13 protein-coding genes, 2 tRNA genes and 1 rRNA gene are annotated in these 16,471 nt (G+C 67.4%); 8 read left to right on the plus strand and 8 right to left on the minus strand.

What is annotated here, in order from left to right:
- Positions 1–14 precede the first annotated feature (14 nt).
- The 4 genes from MX571_RS03215 to MX571_RS03230 all read left to right on the plus strand — a co-directional run bounded on the left by MX571_RS03215 (position 15) and on the right by MX571_RS03230 (position 5,992).
- The gene (locus MX571_RS03215; protein ID WP_247414154.1) at positions 15–1,247 is read left to right on the plus strand and encodes an MBL fold metallo-hydrolase; all 1,233 of its coding nucleotides are present in this window, start codon (positions 15–17) and stop codon (positions 1,245–1,247) included.
- A gap of 725 nt (positions 1,248–1,972) precedes the next feature.
- Entirely contained in the window at positions 1,973–2,932 is a 960-nt protein-coding gene (locus tag MX571_RS03220; protein WP_247414155.1) for a hypothetical protein, read from the plus strand.
- A gap of 354 nt (positions 2,933–3,286) precedes the next feature.
- Positions 3,287–4,003 carry a hypothetical protein gene (locus MX571_RS03225; RefSeq protein ID WP_247414156.1) on the plus strand — a complete coding sequence of 239 codons (717 nt, stop codon included), beginning with the start codon at positions 3,287–3,289 and terminating at the stop codon, positions 4,001–4,003.
- A 693-nt stretch (positions 4,004–4,696) separates the two neighbouring features.
- On the plus strand, positions 4,697–5,992 hold the full coding sequence (locus MX571_RS03230; RefSeq protein WP_247414157.1) for an O-acetylhomoserine aminocarboxypropyltransferase/cysteine synthase family protein: 1,296 nt from the start codon (positions 4,697–4,699) through the stop codon (positions 5,990–5,992).
- Between the two features lie 330 nt (positions 5,993–6,322).
- On the opposite strand, the gene MX571_RS03235 is transcribed toward MX571_RS03230, so the two are convergent.
- Positions 6,323–7,756 (minus strand): HD domain-containing protein, encoded by a 1,434-nt coding sequence (locus MX571_RS03235; RefSeq protein WP_247414158.1) that lies wholly within the window; start codon positions 7,754–7,756, stop codon positions 6,323–6,325.
- Between the two features lie 240 nt (positions 7,757–7,996).
- Here MX571_RS03235 and MX571_RS03240 point away from each other — a divergent pair, with 240 nt between their 5' ends.
- Both MX571_RS03240 and MX571_RS03245 read left to right on the plus strand, forming a co-directional pair.
- Positions 7,997–8,428, plus strand: coding sequence for a universal stress protein (locus tag MX571_RS03240; protein WP_247414159.1), 432 nt, complete (start codon positions 7,997–7,999; stop codon positions 8,426–8,428).
- 94 nt (positions 8,429–8,522) lie between these two features.
- Positions 8,523–8,942, plus strand: a complete 420-nt coding sequence (locus MX571_RS03245) for a hypothetical protein (RefSeq protein WP_247414160.1) — start codon at positions 8,523–8,525, stop codon at positions 8,940–8,942.
- Between the two features lie 108 nt (positions 8,943–9,050).
- Here MX571_RS03245 and MX571_RS03250 read toward each other — a convergent pair whose 3' ends face one another.
- Positions 9,051–9,335 (minus strand): DUF6360 family protein, encoded by a 285-nt coding sequence (locus tag MX571_RS03250; protein WP_247414161.1) that lies wholly within the window; start codon positions 9,333–9,335, stop codon positions 9,051–9,053.
- On the minus strand, positions 9,336–11,102 hold the full coding sequence (locus MX571_RS03255; protein WP_247414162.1) for a nitrite/sulfite reductase: 1,767 nt from the start codon (positions 11,100–11,102) through the stop codon (positions 9,336–9,338).
- Positions 11,103–11,464: 362 nt separating this feature from the next.
- Here MX571_RS03255 and MX571_RS03260 point away from each other — a divergent pair, with 362 nt between their 5' ends.
- Together MX571_RS03260 and MX571_RS03265 are read left to right on the plus strand one after the other, a co-directional pair.
- Positions 11,465–11,656: a DUF8595 family protein gene (locus MX571_RS03260; protein WP_247414163.1), complete on the plus strand. Its 192-nt coding sequence runs from the start codon at positions 11,465–11,467 to the stop codon at positions 11,654–11,656.
- Between the two features lie 126 nt (positions 11,657–11,782).
- Positions 11,783–12,451: a DUF7119 family protein gene (locus MX571_RS03265; RefSeq protein WP_247414164.1), complete on the plus strand. Its 669-nt coding sequence runs from the start codon at positions 11,783–11,785 to the stop codon at positions 12,449–12,451.
- Between the two features lie 338 nt (positions 12,452–12,789).
- Here the strand turns inward: MX571_RS03265 and MX571_RS03270 are convergent, their stop codons facing one another.
- The 5 genes from MX571_RS03270 to rrf form a co-directional block, all read right to left on the minus strand.
- Positions 12,790–14,136 carry a M20 family metallopeptidase gene (locus MX571_RS03270; RefSeq protein ID WP_247414165.1) on the minus strand — a complete coding sequence of 449 codons (1,347 nt, stop codon included), beginning with the start codon at positions 14,134–14,136 and terminating at the stop codon, positions 12,790–12,792.
- Positions 14,137–14,340: 204 nt separating this feature from the next.
- A tRNA-Lys gene (locus tag MX571_RS03275) sits at positions 14,341–14,414 on the minus strand.
- 95 nt (positions 14,415–14,509) lie between these two features.
- Positions 14,510–15,769 carry a DUF8231 family protein gene (locus tag MX571_RS03280; protein WP_247414166.1) on the minus strand — a complete coding sequence of 420 codons (1,260 nt, stop codon included), beginning with the start codon at positions 15,767–15,769 and terminating at the stop codon, positions 14,510–14,512.
- A 181-nt stretch (positions 15,770–15,950) separates the two neighbouring features.
- A tRNA-Cys gene (locus tag MX571_RS03285) sits at positions 15,951–16,026 on the minus strand.
- Positions 16,027–16,264: 238 nt separating this feature from the next.
- A 5S ribosomal RNA gene (gene rrf / locus MX571_RS03290) occupies positions 16,265–16,383 on the minus strand.
- Positions 16,384–16,471: the final 88 nt, after the last annotated feature.

Genomic DNA, 16,471 nt, shown 5'->3' on the forward strand with positions numbered 1-16,471 from the left:
GGTAGCGACGCGCAGTGAACCTGGAGTTCCTCGGCGGTGCGGGCGAGATCGGCCGGAGCGCCCTCCTCGTCGACGACTCGCTCCTGCTCGACTACGGGATGGCGAGCACGACCCCGCCGTCGTACCCGGTCGGTCGCGTCTCGCCCGAGGCGGTGGTCGTCACCCACGGTCACCTCGACCACGTCGGCGCGCTCCCCGCGCTCATGTCCGGGACCGACCGCCCCGAGGTCCACTGGACGCCGCCGACCCGCGAGTTCGCGCTGACGCTCGCCCGCGACACGCTGAAGCTCCACGGCAACACGCCGCGCTGTCCGTTCACGGAGACGGACGTGCAGCGCCTGACCCAGGAGTCCCACACCCACGGCTACGGTGAGTCCTTCGACGCGGCGGGCTACGAGGTGACCTTCTCCAACGCGGGGCACATCCCCGGGAGCGCACACGCGCTGGTGACGGGCCGCGAGGGGACGCGACTGCTCTACACCGGCGACTTCCACACCGACTCACAGCGCCTCGTCGCGGGGAGCACCGACCGCCCGGACGCCGACGTGGTGGTCTGTGAGTCCACCTACGCCGACGTGCGCCACGAACCGCGCGAGCAGGTCGAGCGACGGTTCGCCCGGGAACTCCGGGAGACCGTCGCGCAGGGCGGCACCGTCGTCGTCCCGGCGTTCGCCATCGGGCGGACGCAGGAGGCGCTCATGCTCTGTGAACGCTACGACCTCGACTGCTACGTCGACGGGATGGGCAAGCGCGTCTCGCGGATGCTCCGCTCGCACCCCGACTACCTCCGGGACCCGGAGGCGTTCTCGCGGGCCGTCTCGCACGCTCGGTTCGTCACGTCGCCGGGACAGCGCGAACGCGTCGCCGCCCAGAACACCGTCGTCGTGACGACGAGCGGGATGCTCTCGGGCGGCCCGGCGATGACCTACGTCCCCGAGGTTCGCGGGTCGCCGGTGAACCTCCTCGCGTTCGTCGGCTACCAGGTCGAGGGCACCACCGGGAGGGAGGTGCTGGAGACGGGCCGCGGCGATTTCGACGGGCGCGTCCTGCCAGTCAGCGCCCGGACCGAACTGTTCGAACTGTCGGCGCACGCCGACCGGGACGGCCTGCGCGAGTTCCTCTCGTCGTACGAGGACGCGCGGGTGCTGGTGAACCACGGCGACCGATGTGACTGGTTCGCAGAGCAGTTGCGGGAGGACGGGGTCGACGCCAGCGCGCCGGAACTGGGTGACACCGTGGAGGTGTGACGGCTGAGACCACCCGAGAAGAGACGTTCGCAGGTCCGCCGCTTACCCCGTCGACTGCCGAACGTCGAGACGGCCGATGAGTAAATCTCCGAACCCCCGGTGGGCGACCATGTGCACGACTCGAACTGTCTCGCCGCACCGGTAACCATCACCCCTGACTACGTCTCGCCGGGGCGTGAGCGAGCGGATTGCAGGGAGATTGTATCGCAGTCTCCGCGTTCTCGAGTGGGCGACCGACGCACGCTGTCTGGTGATACCGGCCATCGACGAAGGCGCCTCCACGATCGTCGAGATGTTCGACGGTGGGACGCGTGCTGCGGGTTTAGCAGGGACGTCGATAGACAGCGTGGCCAGTGGGGGACGTCAGGAGGGAAGCGTACCTGGCACGGGTCGCGTACCTCTGGTTCGAAGTGTACACCGTCGAGTGACCGGGCCACGCGTTAGTCGCCCACAGCCGCCGAACAGTGTCGTGAGTCGTGTCCCCTCGTCGGCCGCTACGCCGTCGTCGGTGTCTCGCCCCCACTGAGCGGCGCAATCTTGCTGTTCACGGTCGCCGCGTTCGGCGTCGCCGTGGCACTCCCCCACTCTCGACACCCACTGGGGGCAGGCATCCTGACCGGTGGCGTCTGTCTCCGGTGTCGGACGCGTCGACCACCGGGACGATCCGTTACCGGCCGGTGAGAATCATCGGAGGGGCCATCCCCCGACCCGACCAACTATCTCTCATGAGTCGAGTATCGTCCTCGGGAGACCCCAGAGCACCGTCGAGGCCAAACGACGGGACCGGCGAGTCGAGCGTCAGGGTCGACGCCGACGAGACGACTGTCGGTCACCGACCGGACCGCTGGCTGGGGTGGGCGCTCGTCGCGCTCGCGCTCGGCGTGGCGACCAACTCCCTGCTCGGTCCGCTCGTGACGGGAGCTATCGCGTACCCGTTCCCGGAGACGCTCGTGAACCAGACCGTCGGGCTGGAGGCGGTGTCGCTCGCGGTCGTCGCGCCGTGGAGCCTCGTCGCCGCCTGGTTCGTCCTCCGGGACCACCGCGCGGGACCGGTGCTGGCGCTCCCACCGGCCGCCTACACCGCGTACATGTTCGTCCAGTACGTCGTGGGGCCGGAGTACCTGACGTACTCCTGGGTGGTGGCGTTCCACCTCGGGCTGTTCGTGCTCAGCGGGGCCGTCCTCGTCCGGGCGTGGAGCAGTGTCCGAAGCGCCTCGCTCCCGACACCGTCGGAGACGAGGCGGCGGCGGGCCAGCGTTGGGCTCGTCCTCCTGACCGCGTTCGTCGGGCTTCAGTACCTGCCCGCAGCGGGCGGCGTGCTGACCGGCGGCCCGGTGTCCGACGAGGTCGCCGCCGCACCGACGATGTACTGGTCCATCGCCCTCCTCGACCTCGGTGTCGTCGTCCCGGTCACCGTCGCGACCGCAATCGGTCTCCTCCGGGGCGCGTCGTGGGCCGAGCGAGCGCTCTACGGCGTCGCTGGCTGGTACCTGCTCGTCCCCGTCTCGGTCGCGGCGATGGGACTCACCATGCTGGCGAACGGCGACCCGAACGCGTCTGTGGGACAGGTCGTCGTGCTCTCGGTCGCCGCCCTGCTGTTCACCGCGTTCGCGGCGTGGGTCTACCGACCGCTGTTCGCCCGAGCGAGGGACCGACAGGGGACGACGGAACGAACGACCGGATAGCCCGGAACACCGTCGTCTTCGGGTCTCTCGGCGTTCCTCGCGAACGCGAGGACAGTGTCGGTGGCAGTGTGTCGGAACTGAGAGACAGTGTCGAGGCGTGACGTTCGGGTCACGTCTACACCTCGTTCGTGGTCACATCGCGTCCCGATTCCTCTCGAGCGAAGCTGTTCTGACTCGGCTGATAGACTCGTGCCGCGAGTGTATCAAAACGAACTTCTAACAGGTGGTGGAGGGACGGAGTGATGGAGTGTCACCGTTCCAATTATTTATTACTCCGCATGTTACAGTTTGATTAGCCATGCACCTCGGTACGACATCTCACGACTATTTTTCGACTGAGCCTCAGCGTCTACGATGTTGAGTTCCCGTCGAAAATCGTACCTGCTCCTAATCATCGGGGTTCTGCTGCTGGTCAATCCATACGCACCCGGCCTCCATCTCGGAGGCGGGAGTGTACATCAGTACGAAGCAGCCACAGTGACGTATAACGAATCCGAGGGACTGCACGTAACCGACCCAGAGACGGGCCGTGAACTCTCGCTTCCGAGCGTGGACGACGACATCATCTGTACCGTCTGGACCGGGCGGGTCTGCCAGTTCGAGTACGCCGTCTACGAGGACTCGAACGTGAGTGCGACCCCCGGTGAATACACGGACTATCAGTTCGTGTATCTCAACGAAACGCTCTACAGGCCGACGACCGTCGTCCGCGAGCGGCAGTTGCAGATGAGCCTCGACCGGGTGACTGAATCCGACCCCCTCCGAGACGTGGCCACGAGCGGAGGGATTTCAGAGGGTGCTCGGAGCGCAATTTCGTCTGGGTCGGTGCTGACGTACCACGAACTGCCAGAAGACGGAACACTCGTTCGCCACGATGGGCAGTACTACACGCTCTACGCAGCCGGGGTAATACAGTACGGAATCGGCGGGAGTTCCTGTTCCTCCAGCAGTGACGGGTTCTGTGTTGCGGCTGATACCAAACGATGGACCGACAGCATCCTTACGCTCGTTTCGTGGGGTATCGGCGTTGCGCTCATCGTCTTCGCGTTCCGGTCTCGTGACCCGACCTGAACCGTTCTGAGCGACTGAATACGGCCGGGAACAGGGTTGCTACCTCCTCATCAATAGATGATCTCTGTAACTCTATCGCTCCGACCCGCGCCAAACGATGCGCAACCAACGGTCGATTCACTCCCTGAATGCAGTACCCCGATATTGCCAGAACACCCAGCGGTTTGCCTGCTATCTGATACACTCACGCTCTCTGTCTATCAGTACCAGCAATCTTCACACCTGTTTCTTCGGCTGCAACTCACCATGGAGTGTGCTACTAGTTGCCATAATTTTTATAATGGTAGAACGTGATGTTTTCGATGGAACCCAGTTGGTTCCCGGCGGGAACGACCGCCGACGCACACGACTGGAGAACTGCTCGAGCAAGCAATAGCGAGCGTTCCGGGTGGCCCGAGGATGTGACGGGGGCCACCCACTCACGTCCCTGCTTCAGCGTTCTCGACTGAATCCTCCAGCGTTCCAGTAGTACCTCACCGGGCACTGTCTCGACCGCGGCGACCTCACTCTGCCGGCTTACCCGCTGGTAGACCGGCTGAACGAGACGAACCCTGTCCCACGAGTAGCAGCAGAAATCGATACTGGAGTCGTCAGTAGCGATAGACCCACGCTCTCGGTCTATCACCGGGGGCAACGGGGAGTAAACCTCGCCGAACCCCGGACACCTATTATCGACGTGGGTATGGTTCAGGTGTGAGCGACGATACCAACGACCGACGTATCGCGACCGACTCGTTACACGCGGGGCAGACCCCGGACCCGGCGACCGGGGCACGGGCGCCGCCGCTGTACCAGACCACCTCGTACGTCTTCGAGGACGCCGAAGACGCGGCCGCGCAGTTCGCCCTCGAGAAGCCGGGCTACATCTACTCCCGGCTCATGAACCCGACGGTCGAGACGCTCCAGGAGCGCCTCGCCGCCCTCGAAGGCGGCGTCGGTGCCGTCGCGACGGCCTCCGGGATGGCCGCGCTCGACCTCACCACCTTCCTGCTGGCCGAGGCCGGCGACAACATCGTGACCGCATCCTCGCTGTACGGCGGCACCTACACGTACCTCACCCACTCCGTCGAGCGGCGCGGCATCTCGACCCGGTTCGTCGAGACGCTCGACTACGACGCGTACGCCGAGGCCATCGACGAGGACACCGCCTACGTCCACCTGGAGACCATCGGGAACCCCGCGCTCGACACGCCGGACATCCAGCGAATCGCGGACGTCGCCCACGAGCACGACGTGCCGCTGCTCGTCGACAACACGTTCGCCACGCCGGCGCTCTGCCGGCCGCTCGAACACGGTGCCGACCTGGTGTGGAACTCCACGACGAAGTGGCTCCACGGCTCGGGGACGACCATCGGCGGAATCGTCGTCGACGGCGGCTCGTTCCCGTGGGCCGACCACGCCGAGAAGTACCCCGAAATCGCCCAGGACAACCCCGCGTACCACGGCGTCAACTTCGCGGAGACGTTCGGCGAGGCGGCGTTCACCTACGCGGGCATCGCTCGCGGCCTGCGCGACCTGGGCAACCAGCAGTCACCCTTCGACGCCTGGCAGACCATTCAGGGGCTGGAGACGCTCCCGCTCCGGATGGAGCGTCACTGCGAGAACGCGATGGTCGTCGCCGAGTTCCTCGAGGCACACGACGCCGTCTCGTGGGTGAACTACCCCGGCCTCGACTCCCACCCGACCCACGACAACGCGAGTACGTATCTGGACGGCGGCTACGGTGGGATGATCACGTTCGGTCTGGCGGGCGGGTACGACGCCGCCCGGCAGACGGTCGAGTCGACCGACCTCGCGAGCATGCTCGCCAACGTCGGCGACTCCAAGACGCTCATCATCCACCCAGCAAGCACCACCCACCAGCAGCTCACCGACGAGGAGAAGGAGGCCTCGGGCGTGACCGACGACCTCGTGCGCCTCTCGGTCGGCATCGAGGACCCCGGCGCGATCATCGACGACCTCGAGAAGGCCATCGACGCGGCGACCTGAACGCGTCGACCCCTCGCTCGCGGTGTTCGACGCCGTCGCTCTCGGTTCGGTGACTTCCGAGACCGCATCGCAGTCGCTCGTCGGTAGTAGAGACAGACGGGGTAGGTCTGGCAGCGTGAACTACACGTGCAGACCACGTGAGTCGAAAGGTTGCCGACCAGACCGTGCCGTCTGCTCCTCCCTACCAGCCATCGCTACAAAACCCCTCCGATGCCCGGATTCGATGCATGGGGCGAGAGTCGGGCGCAGTCGACACGCGGTGTCGGCGAGCGACCGCGCAGACTCGAGACCGGTAGCTCGGCTCTCGTGAACGTCCCGGTCAGCGCCGACTCACCGCTGGGCGCGGTAGCGTTCGTTGAGCAGGTCGACCGTGCGGTCGACGTGCCCCTCCGGGACGTAGACGAACGGGATGGAGCGGTCGAACGCGCGGTCCCCGTAGAGGCCGTACTCGCCGACCGACTGGGTCCGGCCGTTGTGCGCCAGCGGGATGTCCTTCAGTTCGGCGGGTTCGTACTCCGGGACGTACGAGCGTTCGATCCACACCTCGTAGAGCGGGACGTCGAGCTCCGCGGCGAGGTGGCGTTCGAGGTCGTCGTCGTTCGCCAGCAGCCAGCGCGTGTAGTCGTCGACCCCGGCTTCGCTCTCGGCGGCGACGACGTCGGCGTAGCCCAGTCGGTGTTTCCAGCACGACTCGGCGAACCGTCGGGTACGGAACCGTTCGTAGAGGTCGGCGAAGGCCTCGCTCGGTGGGTCGTCGGCCGCCCGGCGGAACCGGTCGAGTACGGCGTGGTCGTCCAGGTGGTCGTCGAGGACGGCCTCGGCGGTGATGGGCGGCGTGTCGGCGTGGGCGACGAGTTCGTCCAGCAGGCGACGGACCAGTACGTTCGCGTACACCGACTTGTGGTGCTGGGTGACCCACATGTACAGCGAGATGCGGCCTTCGAGGTAGTTGCCGATGGTGCTGAGCGCCTTCTCCGAGAGCGCGAGGCCCGCGTCCGGGTGGGCGGTGTAGGCGGCGACCATCCGTTCGGTGTCGACGCTGAGCACGTCCGCGCCCGTCATGTGGTCGTCGCGGATGATGTAGTCGAGGCGGTCGACGTCGATGGGCGAGTGGAGGAGTTCGGCGGCGACGCCGTGTTGCCAGTGGTCGCCCGCCTCGTAGCGCAGGCTCCACCCGAGGACGTACGCACACACCTCGTGCGGGTCGACGCCGAACGCCTCGATGGCGTCGGCGTACTCGGCGAGGACGGTGACACAGCTCAGCAGTTCGTGGGGGTTGGCGCGACGTATCGGAATCGGGAGGCGGTCGGCGTTCGACTCGTTCTCGGCGCTGAACCCGGTCTCGACGCTCGTCACGCCGACCTGTTCGAACGCGGCGGCGAGTCCCTCCTCGACGAGCCGGTCGCGGAGCGCGGCGGTGTCGAGGTGGCGTTCGCCGAGGTGAGAGAGCGGCGGGTGGCCGACGTCGTGGAGCAGGCAGGCGAACGCGAGCGTCCACTCGACGGTGTCGAGTTCGTCGTCGCCGATGCCGTCGGTGAAGTACGGCTGGGTCCGCAGGTTCTCGAAGACGCGCTGGCCGAGGTGGTAGACGCCCAGCGAGTGTTCGAACCGGGTGTGGGTCGCGCCGGGGTAGACGAGGTGGGTCGCCGAGAGCTGGCGGACGCGGCGGAGTCGCTGGAACGGTGCGGTGTCGACGACGCGGTCGACGACGCGTTCGTCGAGGTCTATGTAGCCGTGAACGGGGTCTTTGAGCTGTCTGGTCATGGAGGCTGTCTGGTCATGGGTGGTGAGTCGGGTCGGTTGGCGAGATGCGTCGGCCGGTGAGGCGGGCCGGTCGGCGAGATGCGACGCGCCGTGGAACGGGCGGTCGCAAGCGGTGACGGACCGGAGCCACACGCCCGTGAGTACCCAACGAAACGGCCGGAGCGGCGTGGCTCTTTCGTTCCCAGCGGGTGGGAACCGTCGCTCACGTCTTGGCCCCCCGACGGGTACTCACGAGCGACGATGTACGACCGAATCCTCGTCGCGACGGACGGCAGCGAGACGGCACGGGTCGCCGTCGACCACGCCATCGACCTCGCGGCGGTCCACGACGCGGCGCTCCACGCGCTGTACGTCCTCCACCTCCGCCCCTCGCTCGAACCGAATCTGGAGCTGCTGTACGACCAGCTCGAAGCGTTGGGCGAGGAGGCGACCGCCCAGGTCGCGGAGAACGCTGCCCAGCAGGGCGTCGAGGTCGTCGAAGCGATGGCGAACGGCACCCCGCACCGCCAGATACTCGACTACGTCGACGAGCACGACGTCGACCTCGTCGTGCTTGGGACCCACGGACGGACGGGCCTCGAACACGCGCTCGTCGGCAGCGTCGCCGAGCGCGTGGTTCGCCTCTCGCCCGTCCCGGTGCTGACCGTCCGCCACCCCGCCTCCGACGAGTGACCGGCCGCCACGCCGATTCCGACGTGGTGACCTCGCCTGCGACCCGGACCCGTCACGGGGACGCACGTATCCCGTCGGCCTGCGTCGTGGTACCATGGTCGAGTACACCGACCCAGACCTGAGCGACGCGGAGCGAGAGGCGCTGCACGACCTGCAACTCGGCATCGAGAAACTGTATCGCGGGTACGGTGCGCTGCTCGACTGGCACCACCACGTCGGCAGCGGGATGAACTACTTCGCCGCCGCCGAGCGACAGTTGCGCGAGGCGGGGCACACCGCGTTCGCGGACGAACTGCGCGACGTCCACCTCCCGGCGGGGGCCGTCGAGGACCAGTGGACGTACGAACTCGTCGACGTGTTCCGCCACGGCTTCCTGGCCGACGTGACGGCGTTCGAGGCGTCGGTCCGCGAGGACCTCGCCGACGGCGGTCCACACGTCACCGAGCGACGACACCAGCGGGAGCGACGGGAGCGAGCCGACGGCGACGCGTGGCGGTCGGGGACGGAAGAGTAGCGAGGAGGAACGGGAAGTGACGAGGCGTCACGATTCGCGGGGAGTCTCGGTGGACGCCGAACGGAGCGCCGTAACGAGGGAGAGGGAAGAGCGGGCGACGAGCGGTCGTCAGTCGTCCCGTGCCGCCTCGACGCGGTCGGCGTGTTCTTCGAGGTCGGCGGCTATCTGCCGGGCCTCGTCGGGCGTGAGCGTCACGCGGTCCGCGTGGGGGTGCAGATGCTCCAGCGTCGTGCCGTCGAGTTCCAGCGCCAGCGTGACGTGGTCGGGGTCGTTGCGCGGCGAACTGACGTCGAGGACGGCGTACGTCTCCTCCTCGAACTCGTGGGCCTCCGCCTCGGCGTCGACGAGGTCCAGCGTCGTGTACGCGGTGACGCTCAGGATGCGCTCGGACATCTAGTCGTCACTCGGTGCGGCGGCGTCGCCGGGTATCGTCTCCTCGTCGTAGGGGTACCACGCCTGCTTCGTGTTGTGCATCATGGGGTCGTCGTAGCTGGTCTCCATGGGGTCGGCGAGGCCCTTGAGTCCTTCCTCGCCCGTGTCCTCGGAGACGCTCGCGATGAACTCGCGGAACGACTGCCCGTCGGTGCGTTCCTCCTCGTAGGTCGCCAGCAGGTTCTCGATGTAGCCCGGCACCTCGTCGGCGGGCACTCGCATCTCGACCCAGTCGGCGAACTGCGGGTCCTCGCCGAGGCCGCCGCCGAGGCCGATGTCGAACGCCTCGACCGGTTCGCCGCCCTTGCGGGCCTTCATGCCGCGCAGCGAGACGTCGGCTATCTGTGGCTGGGCGCACGACGCCGTACATCCGGAGAGGTGGACGTGGAACTCGTCGAGGCCCTCGGGGAGTTCGACGTTGTCCTTCAGCCAGCGAGCGTAGCGCACCATCCGGTTCTTCGTCTCGGTGATGGCGAGGCCGCAGAACTCCGTCCCCGTGCAGGCGATGGAGCCGCGCATGAACGGATGGGGGTCCGGCGAGTAGTCCTCGAACAGCGGGTCGTCGAGGAACTCGTCGACCTCGCTCTCGTCGATGTCCGCGACGATGACGTTCTGGCGCTGTGTGAGACCGACGAGTTCGCTGCCGTACTCCTCGGCGCGCTCCGCGAGTGCGACGACCTCGTCCGCGGCCATCCGGCCGGTGAGGACCGAGAGCCCGACGAATCGCTCGTCGGAGTCGTTCTGCTCGTGGACGCCGACGTAGTCGCCGGTCGCGTCGGTGCGGCCCGCGTTGTAGTCGTACTGATGACGCAGGTCCTCGCCGGCGCTCGGGAGTTCGTAGTCGACGTAGTCGTCCTGCAGGACGCGGCGGAACTTCTCGGCGCCCCACTCGTCGACGAGGAACTTGACGCGAGCGTTGAAGCGGTTGTCGCGGTCGCCATGGTCGCGGAACAGCGCCGAGACGCCCGCCGCGACCTCCGTCATCTCGTCGGGGGTGCAGAACACGTCGAGGTCGCGGGCGAACCTCGGCTCTTTCCGAGCGAGGCCGCCGCCGACCCGGACGTTGAACCCGTCGACCTGTTCCCCGTCTCGCTCCTTGACCGCCGGTTCGAAGGCGAGGTCGTTGATGTCGCCCTGGCCCGCGCCGCGGGTGTCGCCGGTGACCGACACCTTCCACTTCCGGGGGAGGTTGGCGTGGTCGGGGTTGCCCTTGAACTCCTCGTTGAGTTCCTGGACGAGCGGCCAGACGTCGACGTGCTCGTCGGCGTCGCGGCCAGCGACGGGCGAGCCGACGATGTTGCGCCACGAGTCGCCGCAGGCCTGGATGGTCGAGAGGCCGACCTCGTCGAGACGGTCGAAGATGTCCGGGACGTCCTCGATCTGGATCCAGTGCAGCTGGATGGACTGCCGGGTGGTGAAGTCGGCCCAGCCGTTGCCGAAGATGGGGTTGTCACTCGGACCGGTCGAGTACTTCTGGGCGATCTCGCCGACGACGCGCAGCTGTTCCGGGGTGAGGCGGCCCATCGGCACCCCGACGCGCATCATGAAGTTACCCTCCTGTCCCGAGCGCTGGTGGTACAGCCCCCACCACTTGAACCGCTCGAACCACGCGTCGTGTTCGTCCTCGGGGATGGCCTCGAAGCCACCCTCCTCGGCGAACCGGCGGAGGTGGTCGCGGACCTCCACCCCGTACACCTCGTCCTTCCATCCTTCGACCTTCGACGGCATAGCCCACTGTCGGAGAGTCGGCGGTATACACCCGTGGCTCCCGTCAAGGCTGGCGGGGACTCCCGCGACCCGGAGAGCGTTGCCGGTAGCCATCGGAGACGGTCCGAGCTCCCAGACCGCCCCGACCGCCTGTAGACCAGCCACCGGTCCCCAGGGCACGACACCCCGACGTGGACCGCACGGACGGGCCACACAGGTAGCGGTCATACTTGCTTCAACGCCGCAGCACTGGACAACGTTACAGGCGAGAGCGGGCTTAAACGAGGGGAGTACCAAGAACGGGTGATGAATGAGACAGAGTCGTCGGGTGCGTCGACCGCACCCGTGGACGTCGCACCGGAGCTGTACGAGGAGGACGCAGAGTGAGCGAGCAACGGAGCGACGACAGGGAGTCGTCGCCACGGACCGGAGCGAGCGACGCCGAGCGAACCGACACGGAAGCTGAGGACGAGGAGGTCGACACCAGCCACCTGGACGGACTCGTCGACGGGTGTGGCTGCGCCGAGATGATGGACCACCTCTCCGAAGAGCGGGAGAAACAGGCGGACTCGTAACGGAAGCGCTCTCCGTCACCCCCGACCCCGAGCAGTGACCGACCGTGCCGACGGGTCCGTGACCTGTCGGCCCCCCGTCGCAAGACCGCGCGACCCTTTTAGAGTCCCCCGCCCTGACAGTGACCAATGAGCGAGGACGACGTGCCGTCGCCGGACCGCGAGTCGCCGGTCGGCCGACCGGTCGTCCGGGGGGACCCGGCGCTGATGGGTGACCGCGCCGAGCGCGCCGTCCAGTTCGACCCCGACGACCCCGCCTCCCTCGAACGGGCCGCCCAGGTCGTCCACTCGTTCGCCACCGAGAGCGCCGGGGCCGCGGACAACGTCTACATGCTCCGGGGGGCGGCCGCCTGTGCCGCCCTCGTCCGCGGCGAGGGGTCGTACAAGGCCGCCGCCGAACGCGCGGGCGAGGACGTGACCGTCGCGTTCATCCGCAAGTGGGCGCGCGTCCACGACCTGCCGCGGGCGGTCCGCGAGTGCGTCGCGACCGGTCGCATCGCGCCGACGGCTGCCAAGCACATCGCCCGTGCCCGCGGCGAAGCCCGGTACCACCTCGCGTGGGCCGTCCTCGACCACGACCTGACCGTCCGCGACGTACGGACCGCCGCCAGCGACATCAACGACGGCCGTAGCGTCGAGGACGCCCTCGCCGAACAGGGCGTCGCCGTGGGAGACATCGCGCTGTCGCTCGACGCCGAGAGCTACCGGGACCTGCGGTGGCGGGCCGCCCGACTCGGTGTGGACCCGGAGGACGTCATCGCCGAGGCGCTGGATGCGCTCGACCCGCTAGAGGAGTAGCGAGGCGCGAGCATCGCGAGCGCCTCGGAAAATCCGAACGGCGAACGGAGTGAGCCGTGAGGAGTCGGGAGATTCGGAGCGAGTGAGAATCTCCGAGCAGCCGAACGGTGAGCATCGCGAACCGTGAGGAGTAGCGCGGTTCGGAGTTCCCGCGAGCGCTAGCGAGCGGGAGCACGGATGACGAGTATCACGAGTCTTCCGGAGCGACCGAGCGAAGCGAGGGAGTGAGAACCGCGGGATAGGAGCGGGGAGCGCAAGCGACCCGCGAGGAGTAGGGAGATTCGGACCGAGCGAAGCGAGGAAGAATCTCCGAGCGACTGGTGGCCAGTACGTTATTCTCACTCGTCCCCGGAGAGATACCGCTCTGCAGCGGTCGCCAGCGTCGCCCCCGCTGTCACCACGTCGGCCCACTCGACGCTCTCGTTGGGAAAGTGCGCCTGGTCGATGCTGCCGGGGCCGAACAGGACGGTCGGAATCCCCGCCTCGATGTAGTGACGCGCGTCCGCGCCGTAGGTGACGCCGAGCGGTGCGGTGTCGGTCGGCCCGTTCTCACCCATCGCCGCCTGGACGGCCCCGACGACCGGTTCGTCCGTCGCTATCTCGCTGGCCTCGAACTGGATGCCGAGGCGCTCCACCGACAGCGCGTCCGGCCACCCGGACTCCCGCGCCGTCTCGGTCAGTCGGTCGCGGACGGCCGTCTCGACCTCCGCCACGGTCTCGCCCGGTGCGACGCCGACGCGGACCTCCGCGGTGAGACGGGCGGGGACCGTCGACGCCCACTCGCCAGCCTCGACGGTCCCGACGACGATGGGCCACGGGGTCGGGAAGCGGTCGTAGAGCGGATGGACCACCGACTCGCCGCGCTCGCGTTCGAGCGCACGCAACGCGTCGTGGACGACCTCGAACCGGTCGAGGGCGCTGGCCCCGCGCCACGCGGTCGCGGCGTGGGCCGACCGGCCGCGCACCTCGACGCGAACCATCAGGCTCCCCTCGCTGGCGACGACGGGACACAGTTCGGTCGGTTCCGCGACGATAGCCGCGTTACGGTCGCCGGGGTACGGGGCGTCGAGGGCGCTCGCCGCCGCGCCGATGCCGCCCTCCTCCTCGCCCGCGACGCTCTCGACGACGATGCGGCCGTCGAGGGAGGCCTCCCCCTCCTCGACGCGGTCGGCGAGGTACCGCGCCGCGTAGACGCAGGCCCCGAGACCCGACTTCATGTCCGCTGCGCCGCGCGCCGTCAGCCAGTCACCGTCCTCGCTCCACGTGGGCGCGAACGGGTCGCTGTGCCAGGCACCGTCGTCCGCAGGGGCTTCGTCGTCGGAGCCGACGTGTGTGGATTCGCCAGTCGCTCGCGGGGCGTCGCTGGCGGGGACGACGTCGGCGTGGCCGTTCAACAGGAGCGTCGGCCCCTCGCCGGCCCCGAGTTCCAGCACGCCTGCGACGCTCGGCCGGTCCGCGGTCTGAATCTCGGCGGGGTCGTCCGGGAACGACGGCTGTCCCGCCAGCCGCACCGGGTCGGCCTCCCACTCGTAGGTCTCGAACCCGAGCGCGTCCAGATGTCCACGGACGAACGACTGCACACCGGCCTCCGCGCCGGGCGTCGACTCGAACGAGACGAGGCGCTCGACGAACGACCGGAGGTCCTCGGCGTATCGCTCGGCGAACGGTGGAGACGGGTCGGTCATCGCCCGAGGATGCGTCGGCAGCGGCAAGAGCGTTTGGCACAGTTCCACACGAAACGGAGGAGGGTCGTCTCGCTCTACGTGGGGAAGGGAACACGGAGAGAGGGATTTGAACCACGGTCGCACGTGCTCGCTTCGCTGCGCGCGTGCTCCCTGATTCGAAATCCACGGCCGTTTCACTCCTCGTGCAAGCACTCGGAGCAGAAACGGGCTGAGAGGGATTTGAACCCCCGGCCGTCTGGTTAAAAGCCAGACGCTCTCCCTAACTGAGCTATCAGCCCTCACTTCGACTACCCTCGCTCGTCGCTAAACCGTTACGGTTGACAGGGGCGAGACGTTGGGAGGCGAGCGAGCACGAGGCGCTGGTCGACCGAGCTCAGCCTCGAACGGGGAGGAACGCGAGTCCGATGACCAGCATCCCGGCGACCGAGCAGATGATGATGATGTTCCAGAGTCCGGTCATCCGCTCTCCGAAGGAGGTCTGTGTCTCCTCCTGGACGACGTAGTCGGAGTAGTTGCTCCCGAGCTGGACGCCCTCCAGAGTCGTGTTGTTACCCTGGTGGCTCGTGACGAAGTTGACGACGCGCTGTTCGCCGTTCGCGAGCGTGACGTTGCCACCCTGTTCGAGTTCGACCGTGTTGTACTGCGGTGCGGTGTACTCGACGACTGCGGTGGTGTTCGTAACGTTGACCACGGTGGCGCTGACGTTCATCATCTTCGCGTCACTGAACGTCTCGAGTTCGATCTGAAGCTCGAACGAGTCGCCCTGCTGGACGCGCGTCTGCTCCGGTTTCGGCAGGTAGTCGGCGATAGGGACGAACGTTCCGTTCGACCGGTACCGCACGAACGTCTGTCCCTCCGACGTGATCGTCGAGTTGTAGACGGCCGGGTCGCTCTCGAGGACGGCAGTGACGTCCGTCGTGTTGGTGAAGACGAGCGTGTCCTGCGCCTGCGTGTAGAGACTGCCGTTGGCCTGCGCCGCGCCACTCTCGCTGCCACCGCTACTCCCGGAGGCGTTCGAGGCGGACCCCGACTCAGCGGTGGTGGTCGCGTTCCCGCCACTGGCCGCGGAGGTCGTTCCGTTGGAGGCAGCGCTCGTCGCGTTCCCTTCACCGGGCGTCACCTGACCGCTACCACCGGACGCGTTCGTCGAGTTGCTGGCGACGTCGCCCGAGGCGTTACCGGACGCGTTCCCCGAGGCGTTACCGCCGGAACTCTGCTCGCCAGCCGCGGACAGCGCCGTCACGTTGCCGTCCGACGAGACGTACGCGCGGTCGAGGTTCGGCGCGACCCCCGTCGTCACGAGCCACGAGCCGTTGAACACTTCCGCAGTGGTGCCGTTGTCGAAGCTCTGGTTCTGTGTCGTCTCCGGAACGTACCACTGGAGCGTGCCGGCCGGGGTCGCACCGCCGCCACCGCCACCACCGTGGCCGCCGCCACCGCCGGAGCTCTCTTCCATCTGTGCGAGGACGCGATACTCTTGACCGTTGGAGTCGCTGAAGTTCGTCCCGTTCTGGTACGTCTGGGCCCCCTCCAGTTGGATCGTCGGGGCCTCGGCAAGCGAGATGACGGAGTACGCACTCGCCCCCATGACCAGGAAGAAGACGAAGAGGACCGCGGCCGCTCGTCGTTGCATATCTGTGGCGACGAAAGCGCGGCGTATATCGGTTGCGTTCTCCTCGACGGGTGGCCGCGTGCGTCCGACACCGGTAGCAGCTGTTCGACGAGCAGTCAGACGACGGGATTCGAGAACTCGTGGCCGACAGGAAGTGCAGCGACTACGAGGTGAACTGTGACCGTGCGAAACCGTTCGCGAGAGCCAAGGGCCGGATTCGAACCGGCGTGATCTCGCTCTGCAGGCGAGTACGTATGGCCAGACTCTGTCACCTTGGCGCGTAGATGGCTCTACTGGGAGCGCGTGAATAAGGGTAGCGGTCTACTGCAACCGCTCCGCGGCAGAACGACGAAAAGCGGCCGCACTGCGCAGTGCGGCCGCTCTCGGTTAGATGAATAGGGTATGAATGGATGGCGGCGAACCACCAGCTGCGGGCGTCGACAGACCGATCTCCGATTCCACCGGGACGAACCCTGCGTGTACTACGGATCACGGTCCTCGGCCCGTGCTTGGCCACCCTTGCGGGTCAGTTTTCCCAGAGACTCTCGTACTCCAGTACTCGCTGGAACGCAGGCAGGCTTATCTTCCGTGTTCGGGATGGGTACGGGAGGAACCCTGCCGCTGTGGCCGCCTTAACGCCGACTCGCGGAATCGAACCGCGTGTGGGGTAAGGACCACCGTCGGTCATGGTACGTGCGATCCAGTTAACGCCTGGACCCGTTT

Source organism: Halomarina salina (genome assembly GCF_023074835.1).
GTDB classification, from domain to species: Archaea; Halobacteriota; Halobacteria; order Halobacteriales; family Haloarculaceae; genus Halomarina; species Halomarina salina.